This is a genomic window from Gordonia sp. SID5947, assembly GCF_009862785.1.
Taxonomy (GTDB): Bacteria; Actinomycetota; Actinomycetes; order Mycobacteriales; family Mycobacteriaceae; genus Gordonia.
Window position 1 is genome coordinate 4,951,757 of record NZ_WWHU01000001.1, and the last position, 13,210, is coordinate 4,964,966.

A 13,210-nucleotide genomic window follows, 5' to 3' on the forward strand; every position below is an offset into this window, starting at 1 on the left:
CGCTGACGGACTGTCTCAGGCCGGTGTCCGGAGCGTACCCATGAACTCGCCGAGCCTGCGCACTCCCTCGGTCAACTCGTCGGTCGACGCCGCGTACGACAACCGGACGTGGTCGTCGGCCGTGTGATGGCCGAAATCCTTTCCCGGGGTGAGGGACACGTGTACCTCGCGTAGCGCGCGATCGCAGAACTCCGACGACGTGAGTCCGGTCGCCGAGACATCGAGATAGACGTAGAAGGCGCCATCGGGTACCACCGGGACATCGAGGCCGATCCGGGCCAGGCCGTCGATGACCAGGTCGCGGCGGATCCGGAACTCCTCGCGACGGGCCTCGCTCAACGCCAGCGATTCGTCGGTGAAGCACTCGAGGGCGGCATACTGCGCCGGCGTCGGCGGGCAGATGTAGTAGTTCTGCGCGAGCCGTTCCAGTACCGGGACCAGTTCGTCTGGCACCACGCACCATCCCAGGCGCCAACCGGTCATTCCGAAGTACTTGGAGAAGCTGTTGATCACGACGGCACCTGGGTCCGCGCCCAGGATGCTCGTCGGGTGGGCGCCGTCGGGACCGGGATCGGCGAGGCCGAGGTAGATCTCGTCGACGATGCGCCATCCGCCGCGGTCGGCTACATCGGCGCAGATACGGACCAACTCGTCATATGGCACCGACGTGCCGGTCGGATTGGATGGCGACGCGACCATCACGCCGCGTGTGTGCTCGCCCCAGGCGCCTTCGACCAGGTCGGCGGTGAGCTGGAACCGGGTCGCCGGGCTGGTGGGTATCAGACGTACCCGCGCTCCGAAACTCTCGGCGAACTGTCGATTGCAGGGATATGAGGGATCGGCCACCAACACCTCGTCACCTGGGTCGACCAGTGCCGCGCAACTCAACAGCAGCGCCGCGGAGGCGCCGGATGTCACGACCACGCGCCGCGGATCGACGTCCACGCCGAAACGGGTCCCGCAGAACCCGGCGATGGCCGAGCGCAGTTCGGGTAGCCCGAGCGCCCCGGTGTAGGTCAGCGGCCTGCCGTCGGCCAGCGCACGGATCGCGGCGAGAAAAGCGGGCGGTGCACCGAAGTCGGGCTCGCCGATACTCAATTTCACGACGTCGTGACCGGCGGCCTCGAGTTCGGCGGCCCGCTTTCCGAACTCCATCGCGTAGAACGGCGCGACGGCCTCGGCGCGCTGGGAGATCCTCATGGGGTCATTGTGAGCCCAGCGACCGAGGTCGTGTGACGCGGGCGTGTCGTTCTCGGTTTTCGCAGCCGGGTCAGCTCTCCGGGATGTAGTTGAACTCGTCCGGATCGGGTCCGCGACGGCGGTCCTTGTTCAGGCCGTCGATGGCGGCGACGTCTTCCACAGACAGTTCGAAATCGAAGAGGGCGAAGTTCTCCTCGACACGTGAGCGGGTCACCGACTTGGGGAACACGATGTCGCCCCGCTGGATGTGCCAGCGCAAGGTGACCTGAGCCGTGGTGCGATTCTTCTCCTGTGCGATCTTGACCAGCACCGGGTCGTCGAGGACGTCGCCCTGGGCGATCGGCGACCACGCCTCGGTGGCGATGTCGTGCTCGGAGTTGAAAGCGCGCAAGGCGTTCTGGGTCAGGTATGGATGGACCTCGATCTGGTTGACCGCGGGGACCACATCGGTTTCGGCGAACAACCGCTCGAGATGAGCGCGCTGGAAGTTGGAGACGCCGATGGCTCGCGCCTTGCCGTCGCCGTGGAACTTCTCGAGTGCTCGCCACGTCTCCACGAAGTCGCCGACACCGGGGAGTGGCCAGTGGATCAGGAACAGGTCGATCTGTTCGAGACCGAGGTCGGTCAACGTCTGATCGGCGGCCGCCAATGCGTCGTCGTAGGCATGGAAGCCGTTGTTCAGTTTGCTGGTGATGAACACGTCGCGGCGATCGAGCCCGGACGCGGCGAGAGCGGCGCCCACGCCCTTCTCGTTCCCGTACATCTCGGCGGTGTCGATGTGGCGATAGCCGACCTCGAGTGCGGTCAGCGTCGCCGCCTCGGTCTCTTCCGGCGGGATCTGGAAAACGCCGAAACCGAGCTGGGGAATCTGCACACCGTTGTTGAGAGTGATTGTGGGAACCGACATTCGGCTACTTCCTTTCGGTTGGGTCAGACTTTCGGTTGGGTCACGGCAGTGGGGTCAGGGCAACAGGATGAACTTGCCCCGCGGATGTGCGTGTTCGAGTTCGACAAGTGCGGAAGCGGCGTCGGCGAGCGGAAAGGTCGCCGCCACCTCCGTCAGCAGCGTTCCCGCCGCGGCGCCGGCGATGAGATCGTCGACCGCTTCGGCGCGATGTCGTCTGCTTTCCGGGGTGCTTCCGTTCACCAGGACGATTCCGTCGGCGGCGCGGCCGAAGGCGGCGATGCTGACGATCTTGCCGGGGTTGTCGACGAGTGCCAGGGAGGCGTCGATCGCCTCGTCGTTGCCCACGGTGTCGATCACGGCGGTGATCGGCGTCGACGTGGCTGCTTCGACGCGGTCGAGGAGTCCCTCGCCGTAGGACACGGGGACGGCGCCGAGTGCGCGCACGAACCGGTGGTTGGCGGGGCTCGCGGTGGCGATGACGGTTGCACCCGCCTGTACCGCCAATTGCACGGCGATCGCGCCGACCGCGCCCGAACCACCGTGGACGAGGACGACGTCTGACTCGGTCAGGCCGGCGGTACGCACGGCGTCGGCCGCGGTGACCCCGACCAGGAGCAGGCCGCCCGCCCGCTCGACGTCGAGCGCGGCGGGGCGTGGACGCACCGCACGGACATCGGCGAGCACGCTGTCGGCATATGCGCCGGATGCGGGATAGACGATCACCTCGTCACCCACCGCGAAGGGGTCGGCGATGTCGCCGACGGCGGTCACCGTGCCGGCCATCTCGTACCCGATGGGCATCGGCAGTTTCGACGCATCGCTCCCGGTTTGACCGCGCACGGACTTGATGTCGACCGGATTCATCCCGATGGCCCGGGTCTGCACGACCACCTGACCCGGCGCGGGAGCCGGGATCTGGTGGTCGACGTACTCGAGTACATCGGCAGGGTCGCCGTAGGCGGTCGCGATGAATCTCTTGGCCATGTCTGGTTCAAGGGTACGGCCAGGGGCGAGTATTCCGATGCGACGATGTCGGAGCCGTGCGCTGGGGCCTGTGGACGTCTTTTCCGGCGGATCTCCGCACACAGAGCGCGGACGCGTCACCTGCAGGGACGCGCATACGCGCCGACGGACCGGGGACCTACTGGCGAAACCACGCCGCCGGGTCGTCCCGGAGGGCGTGCTCGATGCGCAACCGCGACGTCTCGGCGAGCTCGGCGGGTAGGTCGTCCACGGGGAACCAGGTGACGTCGGTGTTCTCGTCATCTGCCGCATGTGGCTCGCCACCCACATGGCGCGCGAGGAAGCAGATGTCGAGGTACCGGGAGTGATCCCCGTTCGGGTACACGATCATCGGCGTCACGTCCACGCTGGTCAGGCGTATCAGCTCGGCCTGCACCCCGGTCTCTTCGGCGATCTCGCGAAGTACCGCCCGTGCGGGTTCTTCGCCGGGTTCGAGGACGCCAGAGACCACCGCCCATTCACGGGTGTCCGCGCGGTGGGTCAGCAGGATGCGTCCGGTCGCGTCGAGAACCACCGCGCTGACCCCGGACAGCCAGAGAGGTTCGTGTCCGACATGGCGGCGGAGGTCACGGATGAAATCTGGGATGGGCACAGGGCCATCCTGCCAAGGCGACCACCGGTTTGCGTTCGGACGGAGGGCGGGAGTCTGCCCGGCGGTCCCTGTCGGTGGTCGGTGATTCACTGTCGCCATACCGACCACAGGAGGTGCCCGTGAGCGCGCAGCAACCAGATCCCCATCCGGACATGCACGGAACGGCGTCGGACCCCGCCGGCGCGTCCCCTGCCATGACGTGGCACGCGATGGAACGGTGGCTCGTGGAATCGATGGGGGAGATGCCGCGCGCCGCCATCCTGGACATCGGTCCGGCCGGGGGTCCGATCGATGACACCGAGGACGTCGAATGCGCGCAGATCCAATCGCTGAGCTCGGAGACGTTCCTGCTCCGGCTCTCCACCGTGGTCATGTCGGCACCTCTGCTCGCGTCGTTCAGTGTGCCGCGCAGCGCGCTCGACACCTGGTTCTACGACGACGTGTTCGACGAGTGCACCCACGGGTACCTGATGAGTCGTTCTCGTCGCCGCGTCGCCGAGATCGGCGTCGCGTGGTTCCGGGACCGTTGCGGCTGCGCTTCGCCCGCCGCTCTCGGCTGCTCGTACACCGAGCCGACGCGGCTCCCGCACACGGAGCCGCGGTGACCCGCGGCTCCGTGTCAGGGATGCCCCTGATCTTTCCCCGAATTCGACGGTCGCCTGATGATTTGCGGACGTGAGAGGTCCAGAGTGGAGTCATGACCACACCAACCAACTCCACTGGCACCACCGGAACCGGCTTCGGCTTCTGGAAGATCCTCGGCATCATCGCGGTGGTGCTGCTCGCGCTGGCGATCGTCGGCCCGCTCCTGAAGGGACTCTTCTGGATCGCGCTGTTCGGCCTGGCCATCTACGGCGGCTACATGTTGTACCGGTCCAAGTCGGGCAGGCATCAGAACAGTTCCTCGTCGCTGTAGGCACGCCTACGATGTCGCCGTAGGCACGCCTACAATCTGGAGAGCATGAGCGGTATCGACGTCATCACCGGCGACATCACGTCGATGCGCACCGACGTGATCGTCAACGCGGCGAATTCGTCGTTGCTCGGCGGGGGTGGCGTGGACGGGGCGATTCATCGCGCCGGCGGCCCCGCCATCCTCCGCGAATGCAGGTTGCTCCGCGAGACCACCCTGCCGTCGGGACTCGAGACCGGTGCCGCCGTTGCCACCACGGCCGGCGATCTGCCCGCTCGCTGGGTGATCCATACCGTCGGGCCCATTTACTCCGATACCGAGGACCGATCACAGGCGTTGCGGGCGTGCTACAGCCGCAGCCTGTGCCTGGCGGACTCGCTCGGCGCCCGGTCCCTGGCCTTCCCGCTGATCTCCGGTGGGGCGTACGGGTGGCCCCTCGACGACGCGGTCGAACAACAGGTTCGGGCTGTCAAAGATGCAAATTCCACTGTCGAATCCATTACGCTCGTTGCCTTTTCGGACGAGATCGCAGATCTCACACGCCGCGCCCTGAGTTGATCACGCATTCGCCGGTCCCCGGTGACTATCCTCGGCTGGTGACCGCTGAGACCGATCATCTCGACCGCGCACCCCAGGGGGATGACCGATTGGTGGAGCCGACGGTCCTGCGCCCGTATGCGGTTGCCTACGGCGCCGCGGCGAGGGCTCGTCGAGTCGCCCGTGCACAGGACGGTGAGGAGACGCCGATCCTGGAACGGCTCGAACGCATGGCGGTCGCCGCCAGCCGCGTCACCGACGAACGATCCATCCCGGGCGAGGTGCTCATCGACGTCGACCGAGACATCTGGCGGCGGGCCAACGCGGCGGGATACCTCCATCTGTTCATCGCCGATCACGGCAACGACGGAACCGTGGCGGTTGTGGTGACGCGTTTCGTCGTGGACCACGGCGCCGACGTCTCCCGCCTGATCGATCACGCCTTCGTCGAACCGCGCGCGTTACCCGAGTGGAGCGAGAACGAGGCGACCCGGACTCAACCGGGTTTTCGGACGGAGGGTTCCTCGATGCAGACGGGCACCTACGTCGGTGACGACCAGACCTGGTACTGCGCGATCCGATATGCCGCCTATCGCCGCGGAAACGTCGCGTATCTGCTGCACACCACCGGAACCGCGCCGGCCCGCGAGGGCGAGACATTCCGACGGTCGATCGCCTCGGCGGTCAGCTCGGTTCGCTTCGAGGACTGACGGGGAGACGACGGATGGTGAAACGTTCTGACCGCGTGGACGATCTGGAGGCCGCGCTCGCGGCGACGGCGACCTTCGTCGACGATCCCGATGACCAGGGCTGGATGACCGCGCACGTCGCCGGGCAGGATCTGTTCGTCCGCATCGGTGACTTTCCCGACGAGGATCTGTGGTCGCTCTGGCTCGGTGACGGTCGGTGGATGGACTTCACAGTGGCGCCTGCCGGATGGGCCCTGCGCGTACCGGGTCGTCGTTGGCCTGCCGGGGCGCGACCGCGGCTGCCGAAGAACGAGTTCCACGACTGAGGTGGACGCCCGCCTCACACGCTCATCGATGCCGAGCGTGCCGGCGTGCCGGGATCGTCCGCGACCCCACCCAGTTCTCCGATGCTGGTGCCGCTGGTCTCGATGCCGAATCGAATCGTCACCAGGACACCGACGATCGTCGTACCGACGAGGATGAAGAGCAGCGCGCTGGTGCCGATCGCGTCGTCGAGCATCGGGAAGAAGAACGCGGCCGACACCGCGCCTACCTTGGCCGTCGAAGCTGCGAAACCTGCTCCCTTGCCCCGGATCTCGGTGGGGAAGACCTCACCCGAGATGAGGTAGGTCATCGAATTCGGTCCGAGGTTGTTCATGAAGTAGAAGATCACGAAACCGGCGAACAGGAGGGGTATGTGGTAGTTGTGCGGCGACAGCGTCGCCAATGCGACGAGGAACAGGCCGGAGCCGCAACCGACGAACCCGATGATCTGGAGGCGTAGCCGACCGACTCGTTCGACGAGGACGATGGCGCCGATGATGCCCGCGACGAAGACGACGTCCATCACCGCGGATCCCTTGGCGCCCAGCATGTCGTTGTGGATGACATCCTGCAGCGAGTTGAGGTCGGATTGTCTGCCGATCACCGATGCGAGAAGCACCGGGGTGAAGATGCCGACGCCGTAGGTGCTCAGATCCTGGAGGACCCAGGGCGCCGAGGCGAAGAGCGTCACCCTCCGGTACTTCTTCCCGAAGAGATCCCGGTAGCGGCCCGACTGGCGGGACTGGTTCTCGGACTCCGCATTCGGGCGCAACCTGACGTGCGTCGGATAGGCCGGCCGCCGGGCCAGCAGACGTTGCGTCTCTGCTTCTGCTTCTTCCCGGCGCCCGCGGGACATGAGCCAATGCGCACTGTCGGGCAGGAAGAACCGGCCGATGAGCACGACGATGGCCGGGACGATGACCGTCGCGTACATCCAGCGCCAGGCTCCGACATCCGGGTTGTGGTACAGGATGAAGAAGCCCAGGAAGGTGCCGGCAAACGCGCCGACGGATTGGAACCCGAACGCGGAGAGCACAAGCCGCCCGCGACGGGTGGTCGGGGTGCTCTCCGAGATCACCATGTGGGCGGTCGGGTAATCACATCCCAGCGCGATGCCGGCGCCGAACAAGAAGACCACCAGCGCCACGAAATTCGGCGCGAAGGTGGTCGCGGTGACGAAGACGGCGAAGATCGCCATCTCGGCGATGAACATCCGTTTGCGGCCGAAACGGTCGGCCAGACCACCGAGGGCCGTGGCGCCCACCAGGATGCCGGCCAAGGACGCGGACGAGACGAAGCCCTGTTGTGTTGTGCTGAGGGAGAAGTCGATCGTGACCAGAGGGAGGGCGACCCCGGTCATGAAGATCATGATGCCTTCGAAGAACTTGCCTGCCGCCGCCAGCCACCAGATGCGCCACTGCATACCGGTCATCGGGGACGTGGATGTTTCTGTGCCGTCGGCCCAGAGCGGCCTGTCGTCGATGTATTCCTGGACGGTCCTTCCGGACTCGCTGACGGAGGACATGCACGCTCCTTCACACGACGGAGACTCGCCGTCGGTCGGGATTCGGCTGACGGCCGACGGAACCCGCCGCAGCCAGTGTCCCCGCAGCCAGTGTCCCCGCTGCCAGTGTCCCCGGCAGCCGGTGTTCCCGCACCCGACGTCGTCGTCCATTCACCTCGGCGACACCGGATCGCGACCGGCGGGCGCGCTACGCCGCTTCCGGACCGCCGCGACCGGGCCGGGAGACGCATCGAGGTTTGCCCCGGCGAGTTCGGAAACCTCCTCGGGGTCCTCGAGTCGTCGAGCCGCGGGCTGCGGTCTGCGGCCGACGGTGAACAATGACGCCAACGCGCCGATCACACAGCACACGATGGCGAAGGTGAAGGCGGCGGTGAGGCCGTCGGCGAAGGGGCCGCTGATGAGGTGGGGGAAGAAATCCAGTCCGGTCAGCGTGTTCTGATCGGCCGGCGGCAAGCTCGACAGCTGCGGCCCCAGGAGCTGTTCCACCGGGTTGTAACCGAGGAAAGCGGCGAAGAGGACGGCCACCGCCGGCAGGTGCGCGATCTGATCGGCCTGCACCGCGGGCACCCCGTTCGCTGTCAGGCCTGCGCCCATCGTCGCGGGGAGATGCGCCGAGAGACCGCTGATCATCAAGCTGAAGAACAGGCCGATCGACAGCACCATCGCGGCATTCTGGAACGTGGTCATCATGCCCGATCCGGAACCGCGGGCGTCGGCGGGCAGGCTGTTCATGACCTCGGCACGGTTCGGCGACGAGAACATCCCCATGCCCACGCCGTTGAGGAACAGCACGACCGCGAAGACCGGGTATCGGAAGTCGACCGGCATCGTGATGAGCGCGGCGAATGTCCCGGCGGTGATGAGCATTCCGGTGGTGGTGAACCATTTGGTGCCCAGCCGGTCCGACAACGCACCCGACAACGGTGCGGTCAGCAGGAATCCGATGGTTATCGGGATCATGTAGATGGCCGACCAGAGCGGTGTCTGTTCGAAGTTGTACCCGTGCTGAGGGAGCCAGATTCCTTGTAACCAGATGATCAGGATGAACTGGAGTCCGCCACGGCCGATCGACGACATCAGGTTGGCGATGTTGCCGAAGGTGAACGAACGGTTGGCGAACAGGTGCAGATCGAACAACGGACTCGGCACCCACGTCTCGATGAACACGAACGCGACCAGGACGAGGACGCCGCCGATCAGGCAGCACAACACCATCGGGCTGGACCAGCCCATGCTGTGCCCGTCGTAGGGCTGGATGCCGTAGGTGATGCCGACCAGGACCGCGACCAGACCGACCGCGAAGGTGACGTTGCCCCACCAGTCCATCCGGGCCCGGCGTCGCACGCCGGTGTCCCGGAGTCTGAGATAGGCCCAGATGGTCCCGATGACCCCGAACGGCACCGACACGAGGAAGACCAGATTCCAGTGGATGGGTGCGACGAGGCCGCCCACGAGCAGGCCGAGAAAGGAGCCGGCGATCGCGGCGACGCCGTTGATGCCGAGGGCGAGCCCGCGCTGGTCGGCGGGAAAGGCGTCGGTCAGGATCGCCGATGAGTTGGCCATCAGGAAGGCGCCGCCGACGCCCTGGACGATGCGCCACGAGATCAGCCAGATCGCCGCTGCATCGCCGTCGAACCAGGTGATGGCCAAGAAGATCGACGACACGGTGAAGATCGCGAAGCCGAGGTTGTACATGCGGGCGCGACCGAACATGTCGCCGAGGCGTCCGAAGCTGACCACCAGCACGGCGGTGACCACGAGGAAGCCCATCATCATCCACAGCAGATAGCTCGTGTTCTCGGGGAGCAACGGGTTCACATGGATCCCGCGGAAGATGTCGGGCAGGGCGATCAGGACGATCGAGCTGTTGATCGTCGCGATCAGCATGCCCAGCGTGGTGTTGGAGAGCGCGATCCACTTGTATCGGGAATCGGCGGCCGGGCCGACGGACGAGGTGACGGTGCTGGGGGTCATGAGGGTCCTTGGGGAGCCGGGACGAACCGGTAGGGGATGAGGTCAGATCGTGCCGAGGGCGTCGGCGAGGATCACCAATCCGCGCCCGACGGTCGACCGATCGGCGTCGTCGAGCCCGTCGAGTGCCTCTGCGAGCACGCGTGCGCGCTCGGTACGAGCGTTCGAGATGAGTTCCACCCCCGCGGGTGTCGGATTCAGCAACCGGGCACGCCCGTCGTCGGGATCCGGGGTTCGTTCCACAAAGCCCTGTTCCTCGAGCGCCGCGACGATCCGGGACATCGTCGGCGCGGTTACCGACTCGCGGTCGGCGAGCTCCGAGAGGCGGATGGGGGCGTGATTGATGATCGTCCACAACGCGGCGGCGACGCCTGCACTGAGATTGCGGCTTCCGCCACGCGTGCGCAGTGTGCGATTGATGCGCGTGAGCAGGTGATACAGCGTCGCGACATCGTCGGCGCCACCGACGATGCCGTCACCGGACATGGCTCGTGTCATGGCCTGCCTCCCATTGCCCGAAGGCCGCGTGGAGATCGCGCGGTCACTGGTTGTCCTTGCTGAGCACATTAGTTGCTTAGTGCTAAGTAAGCGAATGGTAAAGGGTCGGCTGTGCGACATGTCGGCGGCCTGATCGGTGAGTTCATCCACCGCTGTTCGACGTCGGTGTCGAGGGTGGCGGCATTCGTCAGCGTTGTGCCCCGGCTTGCCGGCGCCTGTCTGCTGATCCGGCCGGTCGGGCTCATGCGGCGGCACACCAAGGCCTGAGGTCGGTAGCGTGGATGGAAGACGATCCCGATCGAGAGGAGTCCAAGATGGCCCGCGTGGCAATCATCGGAGGGCACGGCAAGATCGCTTTGCGCCTGGCGAAGACATTGGCCGAGCGCGGTGACGACGTGACGTCGATCATTCGCAATGAGGCACACGTCGAGGACGTGTCCGCCACCGGCGCCGCACCGGTGGTCGCCGATGTGGAAGAGCTGGACAGCGCCGGGCTCGCGTCGGTCCTGACGGGCCACGACGCGGTGGTCTGGTCGGCGGGCGCGGGCGGTGGCGACCCGGATCGGACCTACGCTGTGGACCGCGATGCGGCGATCCGATCGATGGATGCTGCCGAGTCGGCCGGGGCGGCGCGCTATGTGATGGTGTCCTACTTCGGCGCCGGGCCCGATCATGGTGTCCCCAAGGATAATTCGTTCTATCCATATGCCGAGGCGAAGGCGGAGGCCGACACGCATCTGAAGGGCACCGATCTGGACTGGACCATTCTGGGGCCGAGTCGGCTCACCGACGAGCAGGGCAGCGGACGGATCACCGTGGGCGACAACCGGTCGGCGAGCAGCGAGGTCAGCCGCGACAACGTCGCGCTGGTGGCGGCCGCGGTCCTCGCGGACCCGTCGACGATCAGGCGGACCATCGAGTTCGGTGACGGCGACACCCCGGTCGCCGACGCGCTCGGCTGAGTCGCCGGCGCTCTCGGTCGACACTCGAGAGTTGTCCGGGACCGAGTGATGCCCTCGCTACCGCTGACCGAACTGCGCGCGATCGTCGGTGATGCGCATGTGCTGGATGACGCCGGCGCGACCGCCGGTCATCTGACCGATTGGACCGGGCGGTGGACCGGCCACGCGGACGCAGTGATCCGGCCTCGCACGACCGATGAGGTATCCGCGGTGGTGGCGCTGTGCGCCGATGCCGGTGTCGTGATCTGCGTGCAGGGCGGAAACACCGGACTGGTCGGCGGGTCGGTGCCGCCCGCCGGTGGCGATCCGGCCCGGCGCCCGCTGATTCTCATGACGACCGCACGGATGACCGACATCGACGGCGTCGATGCGATAGGTCGGTGCGTCGGGGCGCAGGCCGGTGCGACGATCGACGCGATCGATCGTCAGGCCGCCGCGAGCGGATTGCGATTCCCCGTCGACCTCGCCTCGCGGGAATCGGCGACCGCCGGTGGGCTGGTCGCGACCAACGCGGGTGGCATCCGAATGATCCGGCACGGCAACACACGCCGGCAGGTCCTCGGCATCGAAGCCGTGCTGGCCGACGGTCGGATCCTGCGTCGATGGACATCGCTTGTGAAGGACAATGTGGGCTACGACCTTCCGGGACTGCTCGCCGGCAGCGAGGGCACCCTCGCGGTGATCACCCGCGTCCTGTTCCGTCTCATCGCACCGCCGGACGGCACGCTGGTGACCGTGGCAGCCGTGCATCATGTCGCCGATGCCATCGATCTACTCGGAGCGCTCTCCGGGCGGGGACTGAACATCGAGGCCGCCGAGATCATGTCCGAGGCGGGCATCTCGCTCGTCGAGGAGTACGGATCACGACGCCCGGTTGCCGCGCGGGCGCCCTTCTACGTGCTGGTCGAGACGTCCGGACCGGGCGATGTGGAGGCCGTGGTCCTCGAGGTAATGGAGAACGCACCGGTAGCCGACGCCGTGCTCGAGCCGGGCCCGGCCCGCGCGCTGTGGTCGGCGCGCGAACAGCACACCGAGTCCATCGCGCGTTCGAGCACCACCCCGGTGGTCAAACTCGATGTGTCGGTTCCGATCCGGGCCCTCCCCGAAGCGCTGGCCGAACTCGACGCGGTGGCCGGGGTGGTCGATCATCCATGCCGCCCGATCCTCTTCGGCCACATCGGGGACGGCAACATCCACGTCAATCTGCTCGACGTCCCCGAGGATCGCGCCGATCATGTGACCGCGCATGTGTTCGGCATCGTCGCGGCCAACGGGGGCAGCATCAGCGCGGAACACGGCATCGGTCGTGCAAAGACACCGTGGACTCATCTCGGTCGCAGCGAGGCCGATCTCGCCGCGATGCGGGGGATCAAGGACGCGTTCGATCCGCGGGGCATCTTCAATCCGGGTGTGATCTTCGGCTGACCGCGCGTCAGAGGGCCGACAGCACCGCGCTCGACTTCACCGGTTCGGAGAACATCGGATAGTCGAAACTGATCGCGTTGTCGTGCTCGGCCACCGAGGTGGCCGCGGTGCAGTCGGTCAGCGTGATCACGCGATAGCCGTTCTCGTAGCCCGATCGCATGGTGGATTCCACGCAGCAGTTGGTGAGAAAACCGCCCAGGATGATGGTGGTGATGCCCTTGCTGCGGAGGATGAAATCGAGGTTCGTGCTGGCGAAGGTGTCCAGGCCGCGCTTGCCCTCGATGACGATGTCGCCGTCGCCTGGGGTGAGATCGTCGACGATGGCTGCGCCCCAGGTGTTCTTGACGAACGCGTTCCCGTCGACGACACCCTTCAGGATTCCGTAGGGATGTCGCGTCAGTTCGCCGTAGCCCGCCGCGAACGTGATGGGCGCATGCATGATCGTCACGCCTGCGGCCCTCGCCTTGTCCACCAGCGCGACGGTGTTGGCGAGCATCCCGGTCTTGTCCATCACCTCTGAGACGGCGTCGTGCAGTACGCCGCCGTCGCTGGTGAACTCGTTCTGGAATTCGATGAGGACGAGCGCGGTGGCGTCGGGGTCGAGGGTCAAGGTGTCGGCCATGGTCTCCCTTTCGAGGGCACGC

Annotated in this window: 16 protein-coding genes; 8 read left to right on the forward strand and 8 right to left on the reverse strand. The window is 66.5% G+C overall.

The features are described from left to right. Positions 1-15 precede the first annotated feature (15 nt). The 4 genes from GTV32_RS22400 to GTV32_RS22415 form a co-directional block, all read right to left on the reverse strand. Positions 16-1,200 carry a pyridoxal phosphate-dependent aminotransferase gene (locus GTV32_RS22400; protein ID WP_161062188.1) on the reverse strand — a complete coding sequence of 395 codons (1,185 nt, stop codon included), beginning with the start codon at positions 1,198-1,200 and terminating at the stop codon, positions 16-18. 70 nt (positions 1,201-1,270) lie between these two features. Continuing rightward, positions 1,271-2,107 (reverse strand): aldo/keto reductase, encoded by an 837-nt coding sequence (locus tag GTV32_RS22405; protein WP_161062189.1) that lies wholly within the window; start codon positions 2,105-2,107, stop codon positions 1,271-1,273. Between the two features lie 54 nt (positions 2,108-2,161). Next, on the reverse strand, positions 2,162-3,091 hold the full coding sequence (locus GTV32_RS22410; RefSeq protein ID WP_161062190.1) for an NADP-dependent oxidoreductase: 930 nt from the start codon (positions 3,089-3,091) through the stop codon (positions 2,162-2,164). A 157-nt stretch (positions 3,092-3,248) separates the two neighbouring features. After that, positions 3,249-3,722: an NUDIX domain-containing protein gene (locus GTV32_RS22415; protein ID WP_161062191.1), complete on the reverse strand. Its 474-nt coding sequence runs from the start codon at positions 3,720-3,722 to the stop codon at positions 3,249-3,251. Between the two features lie 119 nt (positions 3,723-3,841). Between GTV32_RS22415 and GTV32_RS22420 the strand changes: the two genes are divergently transcribed. The 5 genes from GTV32_RS22420 to GTV32_RS22440 all read left to right on the forward strand — a co-directional run bounded on the left by GTV32_RS22420 (position 3,842) and on the right by GTV32_RS22440 (position 6,187). Further along, on the forward strand, positions 3,842-4,327 hold the full coding sequence (locus tag GTV32_RS22420) for a hypothetical protein (RefSeq protein WP_161062192.1): 486 nt from the start codon (positions 3,842-3,844) through the stop codon (positions 4,325-4,327). Between the two features lie 92 nt (positions 4,328-4,419). Beyond that, a complete protein-coding gene (locus GTV32_RS22425) occupies positions 4,420-4,638 on the forward strand; it encodes a hypothetical protein (protein ID WP_161062193.1) in 219 nt (72 codons plus the stop codon). Positions 4,639-4,683: 45 nt separating this feature from the next. Continuing rightward, complete coding sequence (locus GTV32_RS22430) at positions 4,684-5,193, forward strand: O-acetyl-ADP-ribose deacetylase (protein ID WP_161062194.1); 510 nt, start codon at positions 4,684-4,686, stop codon at positions 5,191-5,193. Between the two features lie 38 nt (positions 5,194-5,231). Then, positions 5,232-5,882: an LpqN/LpqT family lipoprotein gene (locus GTV32_RS22435; RefSeq protein ID WP_343287419.1), complete on the forward strand. Its 651-nt coding sequence runs from the start codon at positions 5,232-5,234 to the stop codon at positions 5,880-5,882. Between the two features lie 14 nt (positions 5,883-5,896). Further along, positions 5,897-6,187 (forward strand): hypothetical protein, encoded by a 291-nt coding sequence (locus GTV32_RS22440; RefSeq protein ID WP_161062195.1) that lies wholly within the window; start codon positions 5,897-5,899, stop codon positions 6,185-6,187. Between the two features lie 14 nt (positions 6,188-6,201). Here the strand turns inward: GTV32_RS22440 and GTV32_RS22445 are convergent, their stop codons facing one another. The 3 genes from GTV32_RS22445 to GTV32_RS22455 form a co-directional block, all read right to left on the reverse strand. Beyond that, on the reverse strand, positions 6,202-7,710 hold the full coding sequence (locus GTV32_RS22445) for an MFS transporter (protein ID WP_202421895.1): 1,509 nt from the start codon (positions 7,708-7,710) through the stop codon (positions 6,202-6,204). Positions 7,711-7,860: 150 nt separating this feature from the next. Next, a complete protein-coding gene (locus GTV32_RS22450; RefSeq protein WP_161062196.1) occupies positions 7,861-9,684 on the reverse strand; it encodes an MFS transporter in 1,824 nt (607 codons plus the stop codon). A 42-nt stretch (positions 9,685-9,726) separates the two neighbouring features. Beyond that, positions 9,727-10,179 (reverse strand): MarR family transcriptional regulator, encoded by a 453-nt coding sequence (locus GTV32_RS22455; protein WP_237421611.1) that lies wholly within the window; start codon positions 10,177-10,179, stop codon positions 9,727-9,729. A gap of 111 nt (positions 10,180-10,290) precedes the next feature. Here GTV32_RS22455 and GTV32_RS22460 point away from each other — a divergent pair, with 111 nt between their 5' ends. From GTV32_RS22460 to GTV32_RS22470, 3 genes are read left to right on the forward strand one after another with little or no spacing between them, the layout of a single operon-like run. Then, positions 10,291-10,446: a hypothetical protein gene (locus tag GTV32_RS22460; RefSeq protein WP_161062197.1), complete on the forward strand. Its 156-nt coding sequence runs from the start codon at positions 10,291-10,293 to the stop codon at positions 10,444-10,446. Positions 10,447-10,493: 47 nt separating this feature from the next. Then, positions 10,494-11,141, forward strand: a complete 648-nt coding sequence (locus tag GTV32_RS22465) for an SDR family oxidoreductase (protein ID WP_161062198.1) — start codon at positions 10,494-10,496, stop codon at positions 11,139-11,141. A gap of 48 nt (positions 11,142-11,189) precedes the next feature. After that, entirely contained in the window at positions 11,190-12,566 is a 1,377-nt protein-coding gene (locus GTV32_RS22470; protein WP_161062199.1) for an FAD-binding oxidoreductase, read from the forward strand. A gap of 7 nt (positions 12,567-12,573) precedes the next feature. Here GTV32_RS22470 and GTV32_RS22475 read toward each other — a convergent pair whose 3' ends face one another. Continuing rightward, on the reverse strand, positions 12,574-13,188 hold the full coding sequence (locus tag GTV32_RS22475) for a cysteine hydrolase (protein WP_161062200.1): 615 nt from the start codon (positions 13,186-13,188) through the stop codon (positions 12,574-12,576). Positions 13,189-13,210: the final 22 nt, after the last annotated feature.

Bases quoted from the DNA above. Each gene is read 5' to 3' on its own strand.
- GTV32_RS22405 (WP_161062189.1), bottom strand. From the start codon at position 2,107: ATGTCGGTTCCCACAATCACTCTCAACAACGGTGTGCAGATTCCCCAG.
- GTV32_RS22475 (WP_161062200.1), bottom strand. From the start codon at position 13,188: ATGGCCGACACCTTGACCCTCGACCCCGACGCCACCGCGCTCGTCCTC.
- GTV32_RS22450 (WP_161062196.1), bottom strand. From the start codon at position 9,684: ATGACCCCCAGCACCGTCACCTCGTCCGTCGGCCCGGCCGCCGATTCC.
- GTV32_RS22410 (WP_161062190.1), bottom strand. From the start codon at position 3,091: ATGGCCAAGAGATTCATCGCGACCGCCTACGGCGACCCTGCCGATGTA.
- GTV32_RS22465 (WP_161062198.1), top strand. From the start codon at position 10,494: ATGGCCCGCGTGGCAATCATCGGAGGGCACGGCAAGATCGCTTTGCGC.
- GTV32_RS22425 (WP_161062193.1), top strand. From the start codon at position 4,420: ATGACCACACCAACCAACTCCACTGGCACCACCGGAACCGGCTTCGGC.
- GTV32_RS22455 (WP_237421611.1), bottom strand. From the start codon at position 10,179: ATGACACGAGCCATGTCCGGTGACGGCATCGTCGGTGGCGCCGACGAT.
- GTV32_RS22430 (WP_161062194.1), top strand. From the start codon at position 4,684: ATGAGCGGTATCGACGTCATCACCGGCGACATCACGTCGATGCGCACC.
- GTV32_RS22445 (WP_202421895.1), bottom strand. From the start codon at position 7,710: ATGTCCTCCGTCAGCGAGTCCGGAAGGACCGTCCAGGAATACATCGAC.
- GTV32_RS22400 (WP_161062188.1), bottom strand. From the start codon at position 1,200: ATGAGGATCTCCCAGCGCGCCGAGGCCGTCGCGCCGTTCTACGCGATG.
- GTV32_RS22440 (WP_161062195.1), top strand. From the start codon at position 5,897: ATGGTGAAACGTTCTGACCGCGTGGACGATCTGGAGGCCGCGCTCGCG.
- GTV32_RS22470 (WP_161062199.1), top strand. From the start codon at position 11,190: ATGCCCTCGCTACCGCTGACCGAACTGCGCGCGATCGTCGGTGATGCG.